Origin of the sequence: Idiomarina xiamenensis 10-D-4, assembly GCF_000299895.1 — a bacterium.
Classification (GTDB): domain Bacteria; phylum Pseudomonadota; class Gammaproteobacteria; order Enterobacterales; family Alteromonadaceae; genus Idiomarina; species Idiomarina xiamenensis.
The window spans coordinates 1-24660 of sequence record NZ_AMRG01000007.1 but is presented as its reverse complement, the minus strand read 5'-3'; the positions used below and the strand labels follow the sequence as shown (position 1 = coordinate 24660).

Below are 24660 nucleotides of genomic sequence, written 5' to 3'. Positions count from 1 at the left end.
TCCGTGCCAACTTTTTCAAGACAAGTTAATTTAAATAATTCTTTAAAATCAATTGGTTAGATTTTCTGTGCGGTTTTTATGCGGCATCCACTCGCCGCCAAAAAAATGGCGGCAAGCGTTTGCCGATGTTAACGCGGTAACCATTGCTGTCTGAATTCGCTGGCATTAAGCGGTTTAGCAAAGTAATAACCTTGTGCTTGGTCACAGCCAAGGGTGCGCAATACGGCTAGCTGATCAGCGCTCTCCACGCCCTCGGCGACAACGGTCAGTTGCAGATGATGTGCCATAGCGACAACTGATGCCACCATGTTGCGGTCAATATCGTTGTGACTAATATCGTCCACAAAAGCTTTATCAATTTTCAGGCTGTGAATCGGAAAGCGTTTCAAGTAGGCCAGTGATGAGTATCCGGTACCAAAGTCATCGAGGGCTAAATGAATACCTTGTTCAGACAACGCGGTCATTAAGGTAATCGCGTGCTCGGGATCGGGCATCACGATGCCCTCGGTAATTTCCAGTTCTAACATTTGCGGCGCTAATTGCTCTTGTTGCAGAATATTCAGCAGCCGCTGACTTAAATCGGTGAGAGCGAACTGCCGCGCAGAGAGGTTGACCGCCACGCGGGAATGCTGTAAACCGCTGGCCAAGAAGGCCTTCATATCACGACAAGCCTGACGCATGACCTTTTCGCCGAGTTCGACAATCAGCCCGGTTTCTTCCGCTAACGGAATAAAATCAGCCGGACTGATGACCTGACCATCGGGTAGCTCAATACGCGCTAGCGCCTCTAAGCCGCAAATATTACCACTAGCAATGTCGACTTTCGGTTGATAATAAACGGTTAAATGATTTTGTTTTAGCGCCCGTCGCAGCTGTCCCTCAAGCTGTAAACGGCGTACCGCATTTTGGTTCATTGATTCACTAAAGAACTGATAGCGGTCGCCGCCTTCACGCTTGGCGTGGTACATCGCGTTATCGGCATTTTGCAGAAGCTCCTGAGAGGAGTTGCCGTCGTTCGGATAAACCACGATGCCGATCGAGCTAGTCACCACCACTTCGGCCTCGGCAATATGGAATGGCTTGGCTAGACGTTGGTTAATGGTTTTGGCGGTCGATGTGATCACCGTTAAATCGGTGCAATCCTCTAACAACAAGCCAAATTCGTCGCCGCCCAAGCGATATAGCGTATCCTGTGCCCGGCCAATATCGCTAAGTCGCTCCGCCACTTGGCAGAGCAGGTGGTCGCCGACTTCGTGACCCAGCGAATCATTAATCTTCTTAAAGTTATCCAAATCAAATACTAACAACGCATGCTTCAAACGCTTACGCACCAGATTGGAATGACTGACCTGAAAGTAAGAGCGGTTGGGTAGACCGGTTAACGTATCGGTATTAGCCAAGCGGCGTAGCTCCACTTCGGCGGCTTTGCGTTCACTGATATCCGAGAAGCTAGCGACGTAAAGGCTAATATCGCCGGCGTCATCGCGTACACAGTCTATGGTAAGCTCCATTTGGTAAGTGCTACCATCGGCTCGCTTGTCCATAACCTCACCATGCCAGCTACCCTCGCTCGCTAAACGTTGTTTAATTTGTTCGATATAAGCCGGCTTATAAAGCGGTAACTTGAACGACTGATTGATGACTTGCTCGCGGGTAAAGCCGGTAATGCGTTCGAAGGCGTTATTGACTTCACAAATAATAAAACGCTGGTCGTAGATACAAATACCATCGGAGATATTCGTCAGCGAGGTTGCTAACATACGAATACGTTCTTGCGCGGCGACAATATCGGTAATGTCTTTTAAGGTGCCGGTCATCCGAGTCGCCTGACCACTCTCATCTCGAGCGACAACCTTGCCGCGATCCAGCAACCATAACCATTGTTCGCCGTGACGCACGCGATAAGTCACTTCGTAGTGTTCTGACAAACCTTGTAGGTGGTCTCGCAACGCTTCTTGAATGCGAGCTTTGTCTTGCGGATGAATATTCGATGGTTGCTGTTCGGTGCCTACTCGTTCGCCATCGATTGGAAACTCGGTGAAGTGGCGCCAAGTGTTTTGCCGAAATAACACATGGTTGGGAATATCCCAATCCCAGAGTTGATCACCGCTGCCCCAAAGGCTTAATTTTAGGCGTTCTTCACTGTGCAATAATTGCCGGGCATTTTGTCGTCTGGCGTTAAAAATGTGCGTCAAGATGAGTAATGCCACCAAAAACAGGCCGGCATAACCGGCAATAGCAGGCAGTTGCAGCCAAACAGGGTAGCCAATATGCAGCGTAATACGACGAGCGTTAGACCAATTCAATTCGTCGCTAGAGGCTTGCACCGCGAACTCATAGCTGCCCGGAGATAAGTTGGTATAAGTTGCGCGGCGGTTATTGGCGCTGGTAACGACCCAGTCGTTGTCGACATCGGATAGGCGATAACGATAGCTCAGGGCTTTCGGGTTAACACTATTAGGCGCGGCAAACTCAATGCTTAACGGCGATTGGCCGTAATTCACATAGACGTTGTCGGCACTTAACAGCTGTTGCTGGTTGCGCTCATCAAGCGAGCTAATCGATACCGCTTTGTTGAGTAATAAAAACTGTGTCAGCTCGACGTTAAGCGCGGCTGCCGGCTCACTCACTGCATTAGGTAGAACCCGAATGAAACCGTTGGTGGTGGCCAGGTATATGTGTTCACGCGGGGAAACCCAAGCGTTATTCAATTCAACGTTGTCGCTACTGCTACGGTAGTCTATTTGGCGCTTAATATGGCCATCGGTATCCACTTCGCTGGCGCCATTGCGGGTCATTATCCATAAAGACTGATGACTATGTTGCATAGCGATGATGACGTTGTCGGCCAGCGCGCCCGTAGCTTTGTTCAATGGGCTGACGGCCTCGGTCAGCAAATTATAGATGAACACGCCTTGATTGAGTGTTGCGATAACCAGATTTTCGCCGTAACGCTCAATGTGACTGACGGTTAAAGCGTCAACCGGGGTTTGCCCTAATTGAGTAATGCGTTCAATCACTTCACCGCGGCGAATATCGAATCGTAACAATGCATTACGGCTGGCTATCCAGACTTGGTCAGTGACATCGGCGGCCAACGCGGTAATATCGTCGGCCACCCCAGTGACGGGATAACGGTTAATGCGAAAACCATCGTCACCGTCAGCACGAATGCGCATCAAGGTATTACCGTTCTCAACTAACCACATGGCGTCATTAATATAGCTTAAGTCGATTAGCGGTGCGGTTGATTGGTTGGTCAATGGGTGCAATTCACGTTGCTCGGGGTCGTACCATGCGACTTGGTTGCCGATGATCAGCCAGAGCCGATCTTGTAAGCCCCTGACCACTGACCAGACCGGCTGATTAATATCGCTCAAGTGATGCTCAAAGCGATAATCGCGAGTATGAAACAGGTTCAACCCGCCATGTTGTGTCGCTATCCAAATACCGTCATCAGCCGCCGCTTCAAAATGCCAGACCATGTCGTCACTTAAGCCGTAGTCGCCATCGCTGAGTTTACTGTAGTGTTCGGCTTGCGTGGCCAGTGCATTGTAACGATTAACACCACCGCCCAGTGTACCTAGCCACAGTGTATTTGCCTGGTCTTTGAATAATGTGTAAATGAAGCTGTTTGATAATCCGTGAGGTTGTTCTGCGCGCTCTTGAATTAATCGAATGTGTTGGCTATTGCGGTCAATTTGCGCCATGCCATTTTCGCTGGCTGCCCAGACATAATGGTCGGAGACCGCTTGAATGGATCGAATGCGGTTGCTACCGATACCGTCTTGCTGACGATAATGATGCAAGACACGGTAACTTTTATTCAGTACGTAAATACCATTATCGGTGGCTAACCAATAGTCGCCATCGATCGACGCCATATCGAATAGGGCGTTGGCATCAATATTAATTTGCCAAGGGTTATCTTGTTGGCTGCGATAAACTTGGCCACTTTCTCGTTGCCATAAGTAAATACCGTCATCAAAAGTGCCTAACCAGAGTAAGCCTCGGCTATCTTGGAAAATGTGTTTGATTTCACGTAATGGCTGACCTTGGTAGGTTAACGTTAACGCGCTAAAGTCGTCGGTTTCGCTGTCATAACGATGCAGCGCGCTAGCGGTCGCTACGTATAAACGCCCCTCGCGATCCTGAAAAATATCCCAGACTTCATTATCGGCTAAGCCTTGTTCCAGCCCATAACGAATGAAGTTGTTTTGACTTTCTTGATAACGTGCCAAGCCGTTTTGGGTGCCCACCCATAAGTTGCCGTGGCTATCATTTAACAGCGTGCGAATAAAGTCGTCAGGTAGGCTGTTCGGATCGTTACGATGGTGGTGATAGTTAGTAAAACTGTAACCATCAAAACGATTCAAGCCATTTAACGTCGCAAACCATAAAAAACCACGGCGATCTTGGTTGATGGCAAATACGGTGCTTTGTGATAAGCCATCGCTAATTGAATAATGCTCAAAGCGCGGTTGCGGCGGCAGGGCATCGGTGCTTTTTATGCTATTGGTCGTAGTCTTTGTTGTGGTGTTAGTCGCTGTGGCAGCGACTGCGGCACGCGCTTGACTTGGCAATGAAACCATTAGCAACGTGCTATAAAAAAGCACAACTAGCCAGCCCACGCGGGTGCGTCGGAACATGCTAAAACGGGTCAGGCACACACTTGATCCTCGGCTGAGCCAATCGCCAGCATAACGTGGCATAGCTCTTATCGTTATTATTAACCTAAAGTAACGAAATTACCTAACCCTGTCAAAAGCCTCAATCGCTCATTAGCCACAAATTTGCAGGCTGTTGCAACAAGCGCTGTTGGGCAAAACGTAACAGTGCGGCTTGATCCCATCGTTGTAGTGACTGTTGTATCTGCTGAGCACGGTCAAAACACTCATCACCAAGACTGATGGCGCCCCAAAAACGTTGACTACGAACCCGTAAATTAGGGTCACTGTCGTTAATTTGCGCACAAATGCTGGCGCAGGCGTCTTGCCATTCTGAGGCTTGTAAATGTGCCAATTCAGCAACTAATTGTTGTAAGCAACGACTAATATGTTCTCTTAACTGCGCTGGTTCATGGCTAGGCGATTGAATATAAATGAGCAAGCCCGGATGGCGGCGCATGGGTAAATAGCTACTGCCGACCAGATAGCCCAGTTGCTGCTGCGTGCGCAGGCGCGTAAAAATGTCCGGACCGAGCAAGTGATTGAGTAGCATGTAGCCAGTTTGTTCGTGCAAATCGTCTTGTTGGCCTTGATTATAAAGCACGATGGCGCTGTCGTTATGTTGCGTGGCTAGCGTTTCCTGTTGTTCGCCGCGTGCTAACATCTGCACATGCGGCAATTGATCGCGAGTATCATTACAGTGCACATGTTGCGCTAACAATTGCTGTAACTCGGTGGCAACGTCAGCCTGCCAGTCGCCATGACATAAGGCTACTGCCTCGACTTGTTGCAACAGTTGCTCGGCGGTTTGATGAAACTCCGCAAAGCTCAAATCTTCGATCGCTTCAGCTAACGTTAGCAACGGAAAACAGCCCGGTTGCAAACGATGATTGAGCTCGGCAAACAATTGGTTAACCGGCTTGTGCGTGTGCGCTGAGCGCCAGTTACTCATTAAATTGTGTTTTAACGATTGCCAGCGTGATGGATCTAAGACTGCATGCTTGAACGCCACCAAAATCTGTTTAAGCAATGTCAATAAGCCAGCCGATAGGCCGGTTAAATGCACGCTAATACCGGTTTGTTGCGGATAAATATTAAAATGTAAACCGGCCACTTCGGCGTCATAGCAAGCTTCGTTTAGGGCATCCATGAGCATTTCACACCAAAGCCTGGCAATGGCAAAGTGGCGTGCATCTTTAACCACATTGGCAGCTAAAAAGTTGACGTAAATATGGCCTTTGGGTACCCGAAAATCGGGATCTTGATAGTGCCAGATGGTTAAGCCGCATTGCCTAATGAGGGCTTGTGGATGACTCAGCTTCGCAGCATCTGCTTTGCTCAATGGTTGTGCTTGCAAGTCTTCTGGAATATATGGATTGGGTGCCGGTAGCTGCGCATGAAAGTCGTCGGGCACTTGCTGTAGCGCAAAGCGCTGCTGTTTTGTTAATGGCACCATACTGTATTCGGCATCGTATAGTGGCGTCACCTGATCGACTGGCACATCGTTAGCAATGACCGTCATACGTAGGTTATTGACTTGCATCAAGGCTAGTGTTTGCTGCGCTTGCTCGATGTTTAAACCATCCATACGATAATCGCCGTAGACGATATCTTCAGCGCTATAATGAAAGCGGTTAATGGCTAATTGCGCCGCCAAATCTAGCGGGCGGGTTGGCTCTTGATAGCGAAAACGCAGTGCCACGGTGTTATGGCGCTCTTGATAACGCCACGTTTCCAACCCTTGCCGCTCGATCAGCCGAATGTAGGCAAGTACCCAGCGTGTGACGGCTTCTATCTGCTCGTAACCGGACTCGGTTAACTGCAAATTGACATTAAAATCTTTAAAGTTACTGCCGCTAATACCGCCACCCGCCGACAGGCTGGTCACCCACTGTCGTTGTCGTAGTGCCGAATACAAGCTACCAGGGCCTTCGTAACCGATAATGTGCGCCAGAAAGCTGGTGGTTTTGTAGCGATAGTCGTTATCAATGCTGGGCAGCGGGAAGGTGAGTATTAATCGCCGGGCCACCTTAATCGGTCGCATATAAATGCAAGTTGCCAACTGCTCAGGACGATATAACGGTTCATTAACGGTGAGCTTTTCACGGCCGTGATTGGCTACGTCGGCAAAGTAATGTTGTGCCAGTTGGGCCAATTCCTCTAGCGCTTGCGGGCCAACGAGCACCAAGCTCATACGATTGGCTGAATAGTGTTCGCTAAAGAAGGCTTGCAGATGCTGTTGTAAGGTTTTGTCAGCTGTGTCTTGTAAGGTTTGCAGGTTACCGACCGAAAATTTGGCAAATGGGTGCGCGGGATTGGCAGTTACTTTGTGTACTTGGTACAGCCGACGTAATTCGTCTTGTTGTTTAAGGCGAAACTCAGACTCAACAGATTGTCGCTCTTTTTCTATCCAATGCTGGCTAAATAGTGGCTGCTTAAAGAATTCGCAAAAGCGTGCTAACGCAGGCGCAAACTGCTCACTGTCGATATTAAAATAAAAATTGGTAAACTCGGTGCCGGTCCAAGCGTTATGGTGGCCGCCATATTGACTGATGAACTGCTGATAGTCATCCGCTTCGGGATAGCGTTGGGTACCTAAAAATAGCATATGCTCAAGGAAGTGAGCCAACCCCTGCACGTCTTGCGGGTCGTCAAAATGACCGGCGTTAATCGCCATCGCGGCAGCGCTTTGCTGCGCCTTTGGGTCATGCACCACGGTTACCGGCAAACCATTAGCTAGCTGCAGTAACTGGTACTGGCGTTGATCTAAGGGACTACTAATGACCTCGTGGTTAGCGCTCTTCACCGCTGTGGGCATAAGCTATTGTTCCTTGTTCTGGCGTTTCGACGCAGCTGAGTGAGTAACGACCTCGTCTTCCATAACTAACTGAGTTAAAAAAGCGGCGCTGCTGCCAGCACCGTCATTTTATTACTGCTTAAGTGAGCTTACTGATCAAGCGGTGTATTAAAATCTTCGGGTAGGTCAAAATCGCCTTCATAATTGCTTAAGGCGCCATCGGTGAAGGTTAAAATGGCTTCGCGACGATAAATATCGCCACTGTTCGGATCGAGTTGATACACGTAGTGCCATACGTCTTGGTTAAACGCATTGGCTGAAACCGGCTTACCCAACACAAAGGCAACTTGCTCTTTACTCATACCGATACGTAATTTATCGATATCACGTTGCTCTAAATAGTTACCTTGCGGGATGTCGATGCGATAAACCATTTTATCTAAGGTTGAGCAACCGCTCAGTAATAATACCGCGGCCCCCATTAACACTGCTTTCATATTCACCTAACTTTGATTCTGTAATGCGAGTAAATGATGCTGACCCGATAATAAACAAAGCGGCTCAGGTTGACCAGAGCCGCCAAGGAATTCTTGCTAGATAGACCATAGATACATTGTGCAGTTCCGCTAACCCGCTAACAGCTCTTCCGCGTTGGCGCGGGTGGTAGCGGTAATGTGATCGCCACCGAGCAAGCGTGCTAATTCCTGTATGCGGTCGTCGTGGTTTAACGCCAGCACCTGCGTCTCGGTTTGTTGTCCGTCGGTTAATTTGCTGACCAGCAACTGCTGGTGTGCCTTGGCCGCGACTTGTGGCAAGTGAGTAACACAGATAATCTGCGCTTGCGCACCTAGGCTACGCAGCATGGCGCCGACAACTGCTGCTGTTGGTCCACTCACGCCAACATCAACTTCGTCAAACATCAACGTTGGTGTGGTCAGTTGGGTTGAGGTCATCACTTGAATCGCCAAACTGATACGCGATAATTCACCGCCCGAAGCGACTTTTGCTAACGGCTGCAATGGTTGACCAGGGTTTGTGCTGACCATAAAGCTGATCTCATCGGTGCCTGATTTTGTCGCTGCCGCTTGCGCCTGATGCTCAACCTCAATGACAAAGCGACCATGCGCCATGTTGAGTTTTTGCATACTGTCGCTAATGCGCTGACCTAATTGTTGAGCGGCATGCTGGCGGCTTTCGGACAATTGTTGAGCCGCTTGCCGATATTGCTGCCGTGCTTGTTCGATAGCAGTTTCCAAGCCTTCACTGCGTTCGCCAGCGGCGTCGATAGTTTGCAGTTGTTGGCGTAATTGCTGATGATGCTGGTACAGTTGCGCTGGCTCAATTTGATGCTTTTTGGCGAGTTGCAGGGCACCGCTCATACGCTTGTCTAAGTGCGCTAACAACGCTGGATCGCTATCGAGAGACTCTTGGTAATGGCGCAGTTCTCGGGTCGCTTCTTCAATTTGCACTGCACCTTCACTGAGCATATCAACCGCACCCTGTAGGCCATTATCAATACTCAGTTGTTGACGTAAACGCTCGAGTGCGGTTTGAATCAAACTAAAGGCGTTATTGTGCTCACCTTCATAAATGGCGTTTAATGCAAATAGGCTTTCATCGGCCAGCGTTGCTGTATGCGCAAGGCGTCTATGTTGCTCTTCGATATCATCAAATTCACCTTCAGCTAAGGCGAATTCATCCAGTTCAGAGACCTGATATTGCAGCAGTTGGCGCTGCGCCTCGTATTCTTGCCGCTGTTGCTTAAGTTGTTTCCATTCACGTTGCAGTTGTGCCCACTGCTGATAGCGCTCGGTGACTTGCATTAACAATGAGTTGTGACCGGCATACTGATCTAATAACTGTAGCTGATGTTCGTCACGGGTTAGCAGCTGATGCTCGTGTTGGCCGTGAATATTGACTAATAGCGGCGCTAAGCTTTTTAATTGTGCAGCCGGTACTGGACTGCCGTTGATCCATGCTTTTGAACGCCCCTCGCGTGTCACTACGCGACGTAAGACACAGTCATCGGTATTAAATTCATGGGCTTGTAACCAGTGATACGCAGGGCTGTCGAGAGTAACTTGAAAGCAGGCAATCACTTCGGCTTTATCGGCGCCGGGGCGTACCGCTTGGGCATCGGCGCGGTCACCTAGACACAAGCTCAAGGCATCTAATGCAATGGATTTACCAGCGCCGGTTTCACCGGTAATGGCGGTCATCCCTTGTTTAAATTCAATACTCAGCGATTTGACCACAGCAAAATGTTTAACGTGTAGTTCGGTAAGCATGCGACCCTCCGCAGACTGTGTATTTATACAGTAGTTATATACAGTATTTATACAGTAGTTCTGGCAGAACGCAAGTGCTGCGTCAAAATTTTCTATAGGTGTTGTCAGTTGCTGTTAAAACAAGCGGCTGCCCCAAGCCAATTTATTACGCAATACATGGAAGTAACTGTAACCGACAGGGTGAATCAGCTTTAACGAGCGCGGATGTTTACGGATCAAGATATCGTCACCGGGATGTACTGCCATGCGCACATGACCGTCGCAACTGATTTGTAGTAAATCATTGTCAAATGCGGCACGCAGGCGTATCTCGCTGTTGCCGTCTAACACCACCGGGCGACTACTGAGGGTATGCGGAAACATCGGCACCAGGGTGATAGCGTCTAAATTGGGAGTCAAAATCGGACCGCCACCGGATAACGAGTAGGCGGTTGAGCCGGTTGGTGTCGCGACGATCAGGCCGTCGGAGCGCTGGCTATAGACAAAGTGATCATCGACGTACACCTCGAATTCGATCATGTGCGCTACTTTATCAGAATGCAATACGACTTCGTTGATGGCGCGACCCAAACCGGCACTACTGCCACTAGTGATCACCTCAGCGGCTAATAAAAAACGATGCTCTACCACATAGTGTCCCGCCAGCACTTCATGCAACGGCTCTAACACATTGTCTGGGCTCAAATCGGTCAAAAAGCCAAGATTGCCGCGGTTTACGCCGATGACGCCAATGTCGTACTCGCATAACACCCGTGCCGCGCCTAGCATGTTACCGTCACCACCCACCACGACAGCTAATTGCGCACGTTCCCCTAGCTCAGCCAAGCTCACCACTTGACCATTGTTATCGCAATGCAATTGCTCGGCACAACGCTCCTCGATGAGCACATCGTAACCGCTGTCGGTCAGCGCTTTATATAGCTTTAGTAATGTTTTCTGGGCGTCCTCGTGGTGGGCTTTACCCAGCAAACCTATGGTAGAAAAATGCGCGTCGGCCATCACCGTGATCCTTTCTCGTTCGCCATCGACGGTTAAAATTACGCTGAATAATGCTGCGTTTCAATATTAGCCCTTGAAACTGTCGGGGCAATCCCCATAACTAGGCATCATCAATCAGCAACGATTAAAGAGTGAATGCGATGAGTGACAAAAATACGTCCGAACAGCAGACTCAGTCCACGCAGCAGGATACTGCCGCTGAGCAGCAGACTGAGCAAGCACAGGCAAATGCCTCGGCACAGCCTGAACAGCCAGGTGAGCAAGGTGACCAAGAGCAGCAAACACAGCTACAACAACGCGTGGCTGAGCTGGAATTGGCGCTGAGCAAAGCTGAAGCTAAGCTCACCGAGCAGAAAGACAGCGTATTACGTGCCGCTGCAGAAAGCGAGAACGTACGTCGTCGCGCTGCTCAAGATGTAGAAAAAGCGCAAAAGTTTGCGCTCGAAAAATTTGCCGCTGAATTATTAAGTACGGTTGATAACCTGGAACGCGCTTTGCAACTGGCGCAGACCAGTGATGACGTGTCGACAAACTTTGTCGAGGGCATCGAGCTAACGCATAAAGGCTTGGTTGCTACGTTGGAAAAATTTGGCGTGGCCGCGGTGGGTGAAGAGGGCGAAGCCTTTAACCCAGACTTGCACCAAGCGATGTCGATGCAAGAGTCGACAGCACACGCGAATAACTCGGTGATGGCGGTGATGCAACGGGGCTATCAGTTAAATGGTCGTTTGTTACGCCCAGCCATGGTGATGGTGGCTCGTAATAGTGGTGGTGTGGACACCGAAGCTTAATTGTCTGCGGCCGAATATTGGCGCAATATTTTTAGTAATAACCCTGCTTGGGGTATTGAAATAGCAGCAAAAGTCCCCAAATAACAGGTAACAGATATTTTCTGGCACAGAATTGTTGGAGAGGAATTATGGGTAAAGTTATTGGTATTGATTTAGGTACAACGAACTCTTGCTTAGCCGTATTAGACGGCGGTAAAGCGCGCGTTATCGAAAACGCCGAGGGTGACCGTACCACGCCATCGGTTGTTGCATACACCGATGATGGCGAAATTTTAGTGGGTTCACCGGCCAAACGTCAGGCGGTGACTAACCCTAATAAAACCTTGTTTGCGATTAAGCGTTTGATCGGTCGTCGTTTTGAAGATGATGAAGTTCAACGTGATATCAGCATCATGCCTTACAGTATCGTTAAAGCCGATAACGGTGATGCCTGGGTAGAAGTGGCGGGCGATAAGAAAGCGCCACCACAAATTTCAGCCGAAGTGCTGAAAAAAATGAAGAAAACTGCCGAAGACTTCTTGGGTGAAAAAGTAACCGAAGCGGTTATTACGGTACCGGCTTACTTTAACGACGCACAGCGTCAGGCCACTAAAGATGCCGGTCGTATCGCTGGCTTAGAAGTTAAACGTATTATCAACGAGCCGACCGCGGCGGCGTTGGCATACGGCATGGACAAGAAAAAGGGCGATAACGTTATCGCGGTTTACGACTTAGGTGGTGGTACTTTCGATATTTCTATCATCGAAATTGACGAAGTCGAGGGTGAGCACACCTTTGAAGTATTGGCCACTAATGGTGATACCCATCTGGGTGGTGAAGACTTTGATAACCGTTTAATCAACTATTTGGTCGAGCAGTTCAAGAAAGACCAAGGCATCGATTTACGTAAAGATCCGTTGGCTATGCAGCGTTTAAAAGAAGCCGCTGAAAAAGCCAAAATTGAATTGTCATCAGCACAGCAAACCGAAGTCAACTTGCCGTATGTAACGGCTGATGCGTCGGGTCCTAAGCACATGGCAATTAAAGTGACTCGTGCTAAGTTAGAGTCACTGGTTGAAGATTTGATTTCACGTACCTTAGAGCCGTTGAAACAAGCGTTGGCAGATGCCGATCTGTCGGTTGGCGACGTTAACGATATTATTATGGTGGGTGGTCAAACCCGTATGCCTAAAGTGCAAGCGGTGGTGACTGACTTCTTTGGTAAAGAGCCACGTCGTGACGTTAACCCTGACGAAGCGGTTGCTGTGGGTGCCGCGGTACAAGCCGGTGTCTTGCAAGGTGATGTTAAAGACGTACTGTTGCTGGACGTCACGCCATTGTCGCTAGGTATCGAAACCATGGGCGGCGTGATGACTAAGCTGATTGAAAAGAACACCACGGTTCCGACCAAGAAGTCGCAGACGTTCTCGACTGCGGAAGATAATCAATCGGCGGTGACCATTCACGTGTTACAAGGTGAGCGTAAGCGTTCGGCTGATAACAAGTCACTGGGTCAGTTTAATCTTGAAGGTATTCGTGCGGCAGCACGTGGCGTGCCACAAATCGAAGTGACATTTGATATTGATGCCGATGGTATCTTACACGTATCGGCGAGCGATAAAGACACTGGTAAAGAGCAGAAAATTACCATTAAGGCGTCTTCTGGTCTGGACGAGTCTGAAGTCGAGAAAATGGTACGCGACGCCGAAGCTCATGCGGACGAAGATAAAAAGTTCGAAGAGTTGGTGCAGGCGCGTAACCAAGCCGATGGTTTAGTGCACGCAACGCGTAAGCAATTGGAAGAAGCCGGTGAGCAATTGCCAGCAGAAGACAAACAAGCCATCGAGAAAGCCGCTGATGAACTGGAAGAAGCGGCAAAAGGTACCGATAAAGACGCTATCGACCAGAAATCACAAGCCTTGTTAGAGGCGTCGCAAAAATTGATGGAAGCGGCTCAGCAGCAGCAAGCACAGCAGGGCGCGGCGGACGCAGCCGATAGCGGCGGCGCCAAGCAGGATGCTGATGATGTTGTCGATGCGGAGTTTGAAGAAGTCAAAGACGACGACAAGAAGTAATCGGTTGGTGCATACCAGTCGCAGTGCACGGGTGTTACCAACGGTAATGCCCGTGTTTTTTGTTTAACAGAGCGGAAGTATTAGGACGATGGCGAAACGCGATTATTATGAAGTGCTGGGTGTCGCTCGCGACGCCAGCGAGCGCGATATCAAAAAAGCCTATAAACGCCTGGCGATGAAGTATCACCCAGACCGTACCAAGGGCGATAAAGCGCTAGAGATCAAGTTTAAAGAGGTTAACGAGGCTTACGAAGTGTTGGCCGATGCCGACAAACGTCGTGCATACGATCAATATGGCCACGATGCTTTTGATCCAGCGCGCGGTGGTGGTGGTTTTGGCGGCGGCGCCGGCGGTGCCGATTTTGCTGACATCTTTGGTGATGTTTTTGGCGATATTTTTGGTGGCGGACGACGCCAACAAACACGAGCTCAGCGTGGCGCTGATTTACGCTACAACTTAGAGTTATCGTTGGAAGATGCGGTACGCGGTAAGTCGGTTGAATTGAAAATTCCGACCTTAGTCAATTGCGAAGACTGCAACGGTAGCGGTGCTCGCGCGGGCAGTAAACCAGAAACTTGTGGTCATTGTCACGGCTCCGGTCAGATTCAGATGCGCCAAGGCTTTTTTGCCGTGCAGCAAACCTGTCCGCATTGCCGTGGTACCGGTCAAGTGATCAAAGATCCTTGCCGCACCTGTCATGGCCATGGCCGTGTCGAAAAGACCAAAACCTTGTCGGTGAAAATTCCGTCTGGTGTTGATACCGGTGACCGCATTCGCTTAGCCGGAGAAGGTGAAGCGGGCGAGCATGGTGCTCCAGCAGGTGATTTATACGTACAAGTTCACGTTCGCGAACATCCAATTTTCAAACGCGACGGTAATAACCTATATTGCGAAGTACCGGTGAGCTTTACGCGAGCGGCCCTAGGTGGCGAAATTGAAGTACCGACACTCGACGGCAAAGTGAAGCTAAAAGTACCGCAAGAAACACAAACTGGACGCTTGTTCCGATTACGCGGCAAGGGCGTTAAGTCGGTACGCACAGGTGCTACTGGCGATTTGATTTGCAAGGTGTTAATCGAAACACCCGTGAATTTGTCTGACCGTCAGCGAGATCTACTCAGCGAATTAGAAAGTTCGATGGGTGAAGGCGACGAAGCCGCGCGTTATCGTCCCAAAGAGAAAGGCTTTTTCGACGGTGTGAAAAAGTTTTTCGACGATTTGCGCAGTTAAGGCGAGTTGGCGTAATTGATTGACTCGGGCAAGCGGTGTCAATAGAGGATAAAACCATGGTAAAAGCACGGAAGTTAAGCGTGAGCAGCGTTAAGGGTTGGGTATTAACCCTGACTGCGGTCGCCGCGGCAGCGATTTTAGCAAGTTGCGCACAATCGCCAACGGGGCGTTCGCAGTTGCAATTATTATCGAGCTCACAACTTGATCAAATGGGTGATAAATCTTATCAGGAGATGAAAGCTCAGGAACAAGTTAGCAAAGATGCTAAGGTCAATGCTTACGTTCAATGTATCGCTGATGCGTTGATTGCCGAACTTCCTGCACCCTATGCAGAACAGCCGTGGGAAGTGAATGTATTCGTGTCTGATCAGGTGAATGCATTTGCCTTACCGGGTGGGCATATCGGCGTTTATCAAGGTTTGTTAAAAGTCGCCGAAACGCCAGCACAATTGGCGGCGGTGATGGGCCATGAAATCGGCCACGTTATTGCCGGTCATAGTAATGAGCGGTTATCCACTAACATGGTTGCCGGCTTAGGGCTTGAGGTGGCTGGCGCTTACATTGCTGGCAATACCGATAACAATACCGCTGGCTTGATCATGGCCGGTTTAGGCTTGGGTACGCAAGTGGGGGTAATTTTGCCGTTCTCGCGTACGCATGAATCAGAGGCCGATGCGCTCGGTTTGGACTACATGGCTGCAGCCGGCTTTGACCCAGCTGCAGCCGCCGACTTGTGGCGTAATATGGCGGCGCAAGGAGGCAAAGCGCCGCTGGAGTTTTTATCGACTCACCCCTCGCCACAAAGCCGTATCAACGCGATTGAAAAACGCTTACCCGAAGTCACGCCAATTTATCAACGGCGTCAGCAACAAGGTGATTTACCCAACTGTCGCCGACCTTAAGCCGATATCTCGGTCAAAAGCAATCGCTATAAGATAGAGCAAAATCGACTTTCTCAAGGCCGTCACATTGGTTAATGTGGCGGCCTTTCTTTTATCTTGCGTAGCAGGAACCAGCGATGCTTAAGTGGTGGTTTGCAATTCCGTTTTGGCAACGGGTGTTGGCGGCATTCGTATTAGGTGTAGTCGTGGCGGTTATCGACGCCGACATCGGTATGGCGATGAAGCCACTCGGTGATTTATTTATTAGCGCCATTAAAATGCTCGTTGCGCCATTAATTTTTTGTGCCATCGTCAGCGCTATCACCAGCCTGCAAAGCTCGCAGCAATTAGGTCGCTTAGGTGTCAAAACCATCGGTCTGTTTTTGCTAACGGCTGTGATTGCCAGCGTCATCGGCTTAACGGTCGGCTCATTGCTCGATATCACTCCCACCGAGCATTTGGTAAAAGGTGCCGCGGTGGTAAAAGAAGTCCCGTCAGCGGCACAAGTGTTGCTGAATATGGTCCCAGTCAACCCGTTTGCTGCATTAGCGCAAGGTAACGTGCTGCAAATTGTGGTGTTTGCGGCGTTGGTAGGAATAGCCATTAATCGTGTCGGCGAGCCGGCTGCGGCGCTGCAACGTAGTATCAAAGGTGGCGCCGAAGTGATGTACAGCATCACCCGAATGGTATTGCAATTAACTCCATTAGGGGTGTTCGGTTTGATGGCATGGGTCGTCGGTAGCTATGGTTTAGCGAGCTTGTTGCCGTTACTCAAATTCGTCGGTGCTATCTATTTGGCGTGCTTGCTTCATATCGTATTGGTGTACGGTAGCTTTGTGCGCTTTGCTGGCGGGGTCAGCCCTTGGCGTTTTTTTAAAGCCGTGTTCGATGCCCAAGTCGTGGCGTTTACCACCTGTAGTAGTTTCGGCAGTTTGCCTGCGGCGCACAAGGCGGTTACCGAACGGCTTGGGGTTTCTAAAGAATATGCCAGCTTCGTATTACCACTCGGTGCGACGATCAACATGGACGGTTGTGGTGGCATTTATCCGGCCATTGCAGCGATTTTTATCGCGCAATTGTACAATATTCCGCTGCAGTGGATGGATTATCTGTTAATCGTTACTACCGCAACCTTAGCCTCGGTGGGAACCGCTGGCGTACCGGGCACCGCTATGGTCATGCTGACAGTTACCCTGAACGCTGTGGGTTTGCCATTAGAGGGGATCGCTTTCGTTGCTGCCATCGACCGCGTGATTGATATGGTACGAACCTTGACCAATGTCACCGGCGACATGATGGTGGCGCTAGTCGTGGGACGATCTGAGGGACAAGTCGATGAGCAGGTTTTGTTGGCAGCCGACGCCAGAAATCAGTAGCATAAGCAGCTACATCAATAACGACTATCAAGGATGTTCATGCAACTTGCTATTTTAGGCGCCTCTGGTCGTATGGGACAAGCATTAAGCCGTGCCGCCGCAGCGCGCGATATCGATGTTATCGGTATCGTGCGGGAACAGTCAACGGCACTTGCCGAGCAGCAACACGTAGTCGCGGTCAACCAAGTTGACTGGTCGCATTGTGATGTCATCGTCGACTTTTCCAGCGTGCAAGCACTGTCCGATAATTTGGCACTGGCACAACGTCAACAATTACCGATAGTGGTGTGCACTACTGGCTTATCAGATACCGACCAACGTCTGTTAGATGCCGCCGCAAAAAAGGTGCCGGTATTGTACGCGGCTAACACCAGCGTGGGTGTGAATCTGTTGCAGCAATTAGTGCGTATCAGCAGTCAGGTACTGGCCGAAGCCGACATCGAAATTGTCGAAGCACACCATAAGCGCAAGCTGGACGCTCCCTCTGGTACCGCGTTACTGCTTGGCGAAGCCGCGGCGGCGGGGCGTGGCCAACGCCTAGCTGACGTTAGCGCTGGTATACGCGGTGCGGGTGAACGGCAAACCGGCAGCATCGGTTTCGCCTGTTTGCGTGCTGGAGATATTGTCGGTGAACATAGTGCCTACTTTGTCGATGACAATGAGCGCATCGAAATTACCCATCGAGTGGCTAATCGACAGGTTTTCGCTGATGGTGCGCTGCGCGCCGCCGCTTGGTTAATGAAACAAGCGCCGGGACGTTATAAAATGAGTGATATGCTGGGTATTGAGGCTGCACTGGCAGAGTTACTGAAAACGTCTGATTAAACCGGTGTTAACGAACTGCTGGCAACGCTATACAGATGTTAAGCATAAACTGCGCCAGATTTGCTCATGGCGGGTTAATTAGCGCTAGACGAAAAGTGAATTTTTTAATACACTACGTCCAATTTGCCAGATTCAGTTTGCCGGCGATATTTGCCCGCAATCGGTTTCGACAGCTAGGCTGACAATAAGGCTAAAGAAGGCAGGAGTAACGCGGTTTATACGCGAACCATAACACGAAACGGGGAAGTCAAATTACTTGATTCACCCGTTTTTTTATGTACGGAGGTTACCTTTGAGCATTTTAGCGAGTCAATCCGCTAGCAGGGCCATTCTAGTGCTCGCAGATGGCACTGTTTTCCACGGCACCGCGTTGGGTGCTGATGGGTCGGCAGTCGGGGAAGTGGTTTTTAATACGGCGATGACCGGCTATCAAGAAATTCTCACCGACCCCTCCTACGCAGAACAGATCGTTACCCTCACTTATCCCCACATTGGCAATTACGGCACTAACTCAGAAGACACCGAATCCGACCGGGTTTGGGCAAAAGGTCTGATTATTCGTGACCAATCGATGATTGCCAGTAACTTTCGTAACCAGCAGTCATTGTCTGACTATTTACGCGCCAACAATGTGGTCGCCATAGCAGATATTGATACCCGTCGTTTAACCCGTATTTTGCGCGAGAAAGGTGCTCAAAACGGTTGCATCATGGCGCTACCGGCAGGCACCGAGTTAGATGTCGATGCGGCGTTGGCAAAAGCTCAGCAGTTTCCTGGTTTACAAGGTATGGATTTGGCCAAGGAAGTCTGTATTAAAGAGACCACCACTTGGCAGCAAGGTAGCTGGCAATTAGGGCTAGGCTTTAGCGAATTGAGCGAGCAGAAATTCCACGTCGTGGCGTACGACTACGGCGTTAAACGCAACATTTTACGGATGTTGGTTGACCGTGGCTGTAAAGTAACGCTAGTGCCAGCCCAAACACCGGCTGAAGAGGTGTTAGCGTTAAATCCCGATGGCGTGTTCTTGTCTAATGGTCCTGGCGACCCTGAGCCGTGTGATTATGCTATCCGTGCGATTAAAACCTTGATCGATAGTGAACTGCCAGTCTTCGGTATTTGCTTAGGCCATCAATTGTTAGCACTAGCCAGTGGTGCGCGCACGATAAAAATGAAGTTTGGTCATCACGGCGCTAACCACCCGGTCAAAGACGAACACAGTGGTCGAGTGATGATCACCAGTCAGAATCACGGTTTTGCAGTTGATCAAGCGAGCCTACCCGATAACCTGAAAATCACTCATGTATCGTTGTTTGATGGCACCTTACAAGGCATTCATCGTACCGATAAACCGGCTTTTAGCTTTCAGGGACATCCCGAAGCTAGCCCTGGTCCGCACGATGCAGCGCCATTGTTTGACCACTTTATTGAACTGATGAGCGCCCGCGCCTAAGCCGGGCGTTTGCGCACTGTGAATTGACGAATTTAACGGGACAAACGCGACGCTATGCCAAAACGTACAGACATAAAAAGTATTCTTATTCTCGGCGCTGGCCCAATTGTTATCGGTCAGGCCTGCGAGTTTGACTATTCTGGCGCACAAGCCTGTAAGGCGCTGCGCGAAGAGGGTTATCGAGTCATTCTAGTAAACTCGAACCCGGCTACCATCATGACCGACCCAGAGATGGCCGATGCGACTTATATTGAGCCGATTCATTGGGAAGTGGTGGCAAAAATTATTGATATCGAGCGCCCTGATGCGATTTTGCCGACCATGGGTGGACAAACCGCACTGAACTGCGCGCTAGAGTTAGACAAGCACGGCGTTTTAGACAAGTATCAGGTCGAGATGATCGGCGCTAATGCCGATGCTATCGACAAAGCCGAAAACCGTGACCGCTTTGATAAGGCGATGAAAAAAATCGGTTTAGAAACGCCTAACGCTGAATTAGCGCATAGCATGGAAGAAGCTTTCGATATTCTCGAACGCTTAGGTTTCCCCTGTATTATTCGACCATCGTTCACCATGGGTGGCAGTGGCGGTGGTATTGCATACAACCGCGAAGAGTTCGAAGAAATCTGTAAGCGTGGCCTTGATTTATCACCGACTAACGAGCTGTTAATCGACGAGTCGTTGTTGGGTTGGAAAGAGTATGAAATGGAAGTGGTGCGCGATAAGCATGACAATTGCATTATCGTCTGTGCCATCGAAAACTTCGACCCGATGGGTATTCATACCGGTGACTCGATTACCGTGGCGCCGGCGCAAACGCTGACCGATAAAGAATATCAAATCATGCGTGATGCAGCGATGGCGGTGTTACGCGAGATTGGCGTCGAAACCGGCGGTTCTAACGTACAGTTTGGTATCAATCCGGATACCGGTCGTATGGTCATTATCGAAATGAACCCGCGCGTCTCGCGTTCGTCGGCACTGGCGTCGAAAGCCACCGGTTTCCCAATTGCCAAAGTGGCAGCGAAGTTGGCTGTCGGCTATACGTTGGATGAGTTAGAAAACGAAATTACCGGCGGTGTCACACCGGCATCGTTTGAGCCGGCATTAGATTATGTCGTCACCAAGATCCCACGTTTTAACTTTGAAAAATTTGCCGGTTGTAACGACCGCTTAACGACGCAGATGAAGTCGGTTGGCGAAGTGATGGCGATTGGTCGTAATTTCCAAGAATCGATGCAAAAAGCGTTGCGCGGTTTGGAGCTGGATGCAACCGGTTTTGACCCCATTGTCGATGCCCAAGATGATGATGCGCAAGCGCGTGTTATCCGCGAACTGAAAGAGCCGGGTGCCGAGCGTATTTGGTATATCGCTGATGCTTTCCGGTTGGGCATGTCGGTGCGTGAGGTGTTTGAACTGACGCGCATCGACGAATGGTATTTGGTGCAGATCGAAGATTTGGTTAACTGTGAAAAAGAGCTCAGCGAGATGGGTTTGACCGGCGTCACTAGCGAAGTGATGCGAGCACTTAAAAAGCGTGGTTTTGCCGATAAACGTATTGCACAGATCTTGCACGTGAGTGAAAAAGAAGTGCGCAAAAAGCGTCACAAACAAGGTATTCGTCCGGTTTATAAACGCGTTGATACCTGTGCGGCTGAATTTGCTTCAAGCACCGCTTACATGTACTCCAGCTATGATGAAGAATGTGAGGCGGCACCATCAAATCGCGATAAGATCATGGTTATCGGCGGTGGGCCTAACCGTATCGGACAGGGCATCGAATTCGATTACTGTTGTGTACATGCGGCACTAGCGATGCGCGAAGATGGTTACGAAACCATCATGGTCAACTGTAACCCAGAAACGGTCTCGACCGACTACGATACCTCTGACCGCTTATATTTTGAGCCGATCACGCTGGAAGATGTATTAGAAATCGTTGCTATCGAACAGCCGAAGGGCGTTATCGTGCAATATGGTGGTCAGACACCGTTGAAACTGGCACGCGATTTAGAGGCTAACGGCGTACCTATTATTGGTACGGCACCGGATGCTATTGACCGAGCCGAGGACCGTGAGCGGTTTCAGGCGGCAGTCAAACGTTTAGGCCTGAAACAACCGGAGAACTCGACGGTGACCGAGATTTCGCAAGCGCTGTCAGAAGCCAAGCGTATCGGCTATCCGCTGGTTGTACGGCCATCATACGTATTGGGTGGCCGCGCCATGGAAGTGGTCTATGACGAAGCCGACTTACGTCGTTACTTAAACGACGCGGTAAAAGTATCAAATGACGCGCCGGTATTGCTGGATCGTTTTCTTAGTAACGCTATCGAAGTCGATGTCGACGCCATTTGCGACGGTGAAGATGTCCTTATCGGTGGCATCATGCAGCATATCGAAGAGGCCGGCGTGCATTCAGGCGATTCCGCTTGCTCGTTGCCGCCATACTCGTTAAGCGACGACATTCAAGCGCAGTTACGTGAACAAATGCGCAAATTAGCGTTCGAACTGAATGTGAATGGTTTGATGAATGCGCAGTTTGCGGTTAAAGACAATGAGGTATACCTCATCGAAGTTAACCCACGTGCGGCACGTACTGTACCTTTCGTGTCGAAAGCCACCGGTGTACCGTTAGCCAAGATCGCAGCGCGCGTCATGGTTGGTAAGAGCTTAGCGCAACAAGGCTACGTCAAAGAAATCATTCCACCGTATTATTCGGTCAAAGAAGTGGTCATCCCGTTTGCCAAGTTCCAAGGTGTTGACCCGATTCGCGGCCCTGAAATGCGTTCCACCGGCGAGGTCATGGGCGTTGGTGAAAGTTTTGAAGAAGCCTATGCAAAAGCTAACCTTGGTGCTGGTGAGGCCTTGGCCAAGTCAGGCAAAGCTTTGTTGTCGGTGCGTAACAGTGACAAAGAACCTGTGGTAGACTTAGCACGTGGTCTGATTGCACTAGGCTTCCAGTTAGAAGCGACTCGTGGTACTGCGGACATTCTGCGCGCTGCTGATATTAGCTGTAGTGTGGTGAATAAGTTGCAAGAAGGCCGTCCGAATATTGTCGATGCTATCAAAAACGGTGAATATAGTTACATCATCAACACCGTTGAGGGGCGTCAGGCGATCGAAGATTCGGTATATATCCGGCGTGAAGCGTTGCTGAACAAAGTGATTTATACCACCACTTTAAATGCTGCGTTTGCGACAGTAAAAGCGCACACTGCAGATGACCGGGCGCGTGTCAGCTCGGTTCAAGAATTGCACAAGAGGGTTGCCCTAGTATGAACCAGATTCCAATGACGGAACGTGGCGCAGAAAAATTGCGACAAGAATTGAAGCGCCTAAAAACGGAAGACCGCCCGCGTATTATTCAGGCGATTGCCGATGCACGCGAACATGGTGACTTGAAAGAGAATGCTGAATATCACGCGGCGCGTGAACAACAGGGTTTTTGCGAAGGCCGTATTCAGGAAATCGAAGCCAAGTTATCTAACGCGCAAATCATCGACGTGACCAAAATGCCGAACAACGGCCGGGTTATCTTTGGCTCAACAGTAACGGTGTTTAATACCGTCACCGAAGACGAAGTGAGCTATCAGATCGTCGGTGACGACGAGGCCGATATCAAACAGAATCTGATTTCGGTGAACTCGCCTATCGCTCGCGCCTTAGTCGGTAAAGAAGTTGACGATGTCGCCGTGGTCACCACGCCAAACGGCGAAGTCGAATACGAAGTAGTGTCGGTCGAATATAAATAGCACAGAATGTTGCAATGAAAGCCTCAGCCAAGCGTGAGCTGGCTGAGGCTTTTTTATCAGGACTGCTGAGTATTAAGCTGCGGCGTACCGGTGATATAGCCGACACAACCGCTATAACCATGACGATAATTGGCATCAATCAAGGGTTGCAGTTTATCCCGTACTTTATCGTGTAACGGACTTTCCCAATCTCCCGGGTGTTGCACGTTGCTCATGATATAAGTCCAGCCATTGATTTCATCAACTGCATGTAAGCCGGTCGATTCGGCACCAGCCGGACACGACATAATGCGTGTTAGCTGACCATTATCGACATGATAAGCCCAGAGAAAGTTGTTGACGTGATTGCCGCTGTCCTCACCGATAAACAGCGTGCGAAGTTGCTCCGAGAACTTGAGGTTATCGGGATTCGCTATGCGATTAGGGTTTGCCGTGTTGCCTAAGTCATCCGCTTTTTCCAAATCTTCACCGACTAAGGCGGGCGGCACCGACATATGTACCGATACCCACTCACTATTGATAGCTTGGCCGTCGCTATCTTTTTGGTCGCCACTTAAGTTGTGCTCATAGACGGCACCAGCGTTGGGACCTTGAACCTGAATATCGGTACTACCATCGGTCATGCTTTTATACACGTAGGACATGGCCGAATAGGCTTTCTTATCGGCGGCATTGACGGTGGTGCCTTCCATTTTAGTGAAGCCTAATGAACCACCGACCGCTGCGTAACGATGGGTTTCTAAAAAAGCGGCGGCTTGTTGCATACCGGGCTTGAGTTTGACCCAATTCATGCTGCCACTGAAGGGAATGCGGGTATAGCTGTCATCATTGGGGTCGCTAACACGAATATCCATAATATCTTGCGCGGTAATGCCGTTATCGATTAGCGCTTTGACCTCGGCGCTAGTCGCATGACCTAACTTGATCCAGCTAATATCGGCGGAGCCAGGGCCCACCTTAGTGCGTTGCAACCACTTCGCCACGTATAAGCTACCCGCTGACAAATCGCGAGGCTTATCAGCGACAAACATAAACAAACCACCGTTGGTGGCATCGTCACCCATCAGCACGGTACGCTGGTCGGGCATGACTTGTACCAGTTCATGTGAAATACGCCCCAGATTGTAATGTTTGACTACCGAGCCAGTGCCGTCTTGGTGCACGGTCACTTCGGGCAAGTGACCATAGTCGTACGGGTTACCTTGTTGCTCATTGCCGAATAAGTTGCGGCAATATTGACGAAACACGGGATCGTCGGGAGCATTAGCATCCGGTTCGTATTCCTCGCTAGACAAATGCGTACCCCAAGGCGATAGGCTGGCACCGCAAGTGATCCACAAACCGTTTACCGGAGCCGTGTCGATATTATGGTATTTAACTAATTTAAGGGCGCCGTTGGCGGGGTTCTGATCCAGTGTCAACACCGCAATCGGTGACGGTAAGCGGCCGTACATAGAGTCGCCCGCGCCGTTGCGCGATGTGTACTCAAATTGCACCACGGCGAATACCGGATTGCCGCTAACACCTGCGACTTGTGCACCGGCTACCG

15 protein-coding genes are annotated in these 24660 nt (G+C 49.9%); 9 read left to right on the top strand and 6 right to left on the bottom strand.

Translation table 11 applies throughout. The annotated features are described in order from the left end of the window. Positions 1-128: 128 nt before the first annotated feature. The 5 genes from A10D4_RS06540 to nadK form a co-directional block, all read right to left on the bottom strand. Entirely contained in the window at positions 129-4592 is a 4464-nt protein-coding gene (locus tag A10D4_RS06540) for an EAL domain-containing protein (protein ID WP_192811517.1), read from the bottom strand. A 178-nt stretch (positions 4593-4770) separates the two neighbouring features. Next, positions 4771-7485, bottom strand: a complete 2715-nt coding sequence (locus A10D4_RS06535) for an insulinase family protein (protein ID WP_008488498.1) — start codon at positions 7483-7485, stop codon at positions 4771-4773. A gap of 128 nt (positions 7486-7613) precedes the next feature. Next, positions 7614-7961 carry an outer membrane protein assembly factor BamE gene (locus tag A10D4_RS06530; RefSeq protein ID WP_008488497.1) on the bottom strand — a complete coding sequence of 116 codons (348 nt, stop codon included), beginning with the start codon at positions 7959-7961 and terminating at the stop codon, positions 7614-7616. Positions 7962-8090: 129 nt separating this feature from the next. Further along, entirely contained in the window at positions 8091-9752 is a 1662-nt protein-coding gene (recN, locus tag A10D4_RS06525) for a DNA repair protein RecN (protein WP_008488496.1), read from the bottom strand. Between the two features lie 114 nt (positions 9753-9866). Further along, complete coding sequence (nadK, locus tag A10D4_RS06520; RefSeq protein ID WP_008488494.1) at positions 9867-10751, bottom strand: NAD(+) kinase; 885 nt, start codon at positions 10749-10751, stop codon at positions 9867-9869. Between the two features lie 140 nt (positions 10752-10891). Between nadK and grpE the strand changes: the two genes are divergently transcribed. The 9 genes from grpE (at position 10892) to greA (ending at position 23111) form a co-directional block, all read left to right on the top strand. Further along, positions 10892-11542 carry a nucleotide exchange factor GrpE gene (gene grpE, locus A10D4_RS06515; RefSeq protein WP_008488493.1) on the top strand — a complete coding sequence of 217 codons (651 nt, stop codon included), beginning with the start codon at positions 10892-10894 and terminating at the stop codon, positions 11540-11542. A gap of 128 nt (positions 11543-11670) precedes the next feature. Continuing rightward, complete coding sequence (dnaK, locus tag A10D4_RS06510) at positions 11671-13596, top strand: molecular chaperone DnaK (protein ID WP_008488492.1); 1926 nt, start codon at positions 11671-11673, stop codon at positions 13594-13596. Positions 13597-13684: 88 nt separating this feature from the next. Beyond that, a complete protein-coding gene (gene dnaJ, locus A10D4_RS06505; RefSeq protein WP_008488491.1) occupies positions 13685-14827 on the top strand; it encodes a molecular chaperone DnaJ in 1143 nt (380 codons plus the stop codon). A gap of 56 nt (positions 14828-14883) precedes the next feature. Continuing rightward, positions 14884-15729: a M48 family metallopeptidase gene (locus tag A10D4_RS06500; protein WP_008488490.1), complete on the top strand. Its 846-nt coding sequence runs from the start codon at positions 14884-14886 to the stop codon at positions 15727-15729. Between the two features lie 116 nt (positions 15730-15845). Beyond that, positions 15846-17084 carry a dicarboxylate/amino acid:cation symporter gene (locus A10D4_RS06495; protein ID WP_008488489.1) on the top strand — a complete coding sequence of 413 codons (1239 nt, stop codon included), beginning with the start codon at positions 15846-15848 and terminating at the stop codon, positions 17082-17084. A gap of 39 nt (positions 17085-17123) precedes the next feature. After that, on the top strand, positions 17124-17909 hold the full coding sequence (gene dapB / locus A10D4_RS06490; protein WP_008488488.1) for a 4-hydroxy-tetrahydrodipicolinate reductase: 786 nt from the start codon (positions 17124-17126) through the stop codon (positions 17907-17909). 292 nt (positions 17910-18201) lie between these two features. Continuing rightward, a complete protein-coding gene (gene carA / locus A10D4_RS06485) occupies positions 18202-19359 on the top strand; it encodes a glutamine-hydrolyzing carbamoyl-phosphate synthase small subunit (protein WP_008488485.1) in 1158 nt (385 codons plus the stop codon). A gap of 54 nt (positions 19360-19413) precedes the next feature. Next, on the top strand, positions 19414-22638 hold the full coding sequence (carB, locus tag A10D4_RS06480) for a carbamoyl-phosphate synthase large subunit (RefSeq protein WP_008488483.1): 3225 nt from the start codon (positions 19414-19416) through the stop codon (positions 22636-22638). Then, positions 22635-23111: a transcription elongation factor GreA gene (gene greA, locus A10D4_RS06475; protein ID WP_008488482.1), complete on the top strand. Its 477-nt coding sequence runs from the start codon at positions 22635-22637 to the stop codon at positions 23109-23111. Before carB ends, greA begins: the two co-directional genes overlap by 4 nt. A 56-nt stretch (positions 23112-23167) precedes the next feature. On the opposite strand, the gene A10D4_RS06470 is transcribed toward greA, so the two are convergent. Continuing rightward, on the bottom strand, positions 23168-24660 hold a 1493-nt coding region (locus A10D4_RS06470), incomplete at its 5' end, for a PhoX family protein (protein WP_008488481.1).

What these genes read in the sequence shown, in the direction of transcription:
- A10D4_RS06540 (WP_192811517.1), bottom strand. Translation starts at nt 4,592, where the DNA reads ATGGTTTCATTGCCAAGTCAAGCGCGTGCCGCAGTCGCTGCCACAGCG.
- A10D4_RS06535 (WP_008488498.1), bottom strand. Translation starts at nt 7,485, where the DNA reads ATGCCCACAGCGGTGAAGAGCGCTAACCACGAGGTCATTAGTAGTCCC.
- A10D4_RS06530 (WP_008488497.1), bottom strand. Translation starts at nt 7,961, where the DNA reads ATGAAAGCAGTGTTAATGGGGGCCGCGGTATTATTACTGAGCGGTTGC.
- recN (WP_008488496.1), bottom strand. Translation starts at nt 9,752, where the DNA reads ATGCTTACCGAACTACACGTTAAACATTTTGCTGTGGTCAAATCGCTG.
- nadK (WP_008488494.1), bottom strand. Translation starts at nt 10,751, where the DNA reads ATGGCCGACGCGCATTTTTCTACCATAGGTTTGCTGGGTAAAGCCCAC.
- grpE (WP_008488493.1), top strand. Translation starts at nt 10,892, where the DNA reads ATGAGTGACAAAAATACGTCCGAACAGCAGACTCAGTCCACGCAGCAG.
- dnaK (WP_008488492.1), top strand. Translation starts at nt 11,671, where the DNA reads ATGGGTAAAGTTATTGGTATTGATTTAGGTACAACGAACTCTTGCTTA.
- dnaJ (WP_008488491.1), top strand. Translation starts at nt 13,685, where the DNA reads ATGGCGAAACGCGATTATTATGAAGTGCTGGGTGTCGCTCGCGACGCC.
- A10D4_RS06500 (WP_008488490.1), top strand. Translation starts at nt 14,884, where the DNA reads ATGGTAAAAGCACGGAAGTTAAGCGTGAGCAGCGTTAAGGGTTGGGTA.
- A10D4_RS06495 (WP_008488489.1), top strand. Translation starts at nt 15,846, where the DNA reads ATGCTTAAGTGGTGGTTTGCAATTCCGTTTTGGCAACGGGTGTTGGCG.
- dapB (WP_008488488.1), top strand. Translation starts at nt 17,124, where the DNA reads ATGCAACTTGCTATTTTAGGCGCCTCTGGTCGTATGGGACAAGCATTA.
- carB (WP_008488483.1), top strand. Translation starts at nt 19,414, where the DNA reads ATGCCAAAACGTACAGACATAAAAAGTATTCTTATTCTCGGCGCTGGC.
- greA (WP_008488482.1), top strand. Translation starts at nt 22,635, where the DNA reads ATGAACCAGATTCCAATGACGGAACGTGGCGCAGAAAAATTGCGACAA.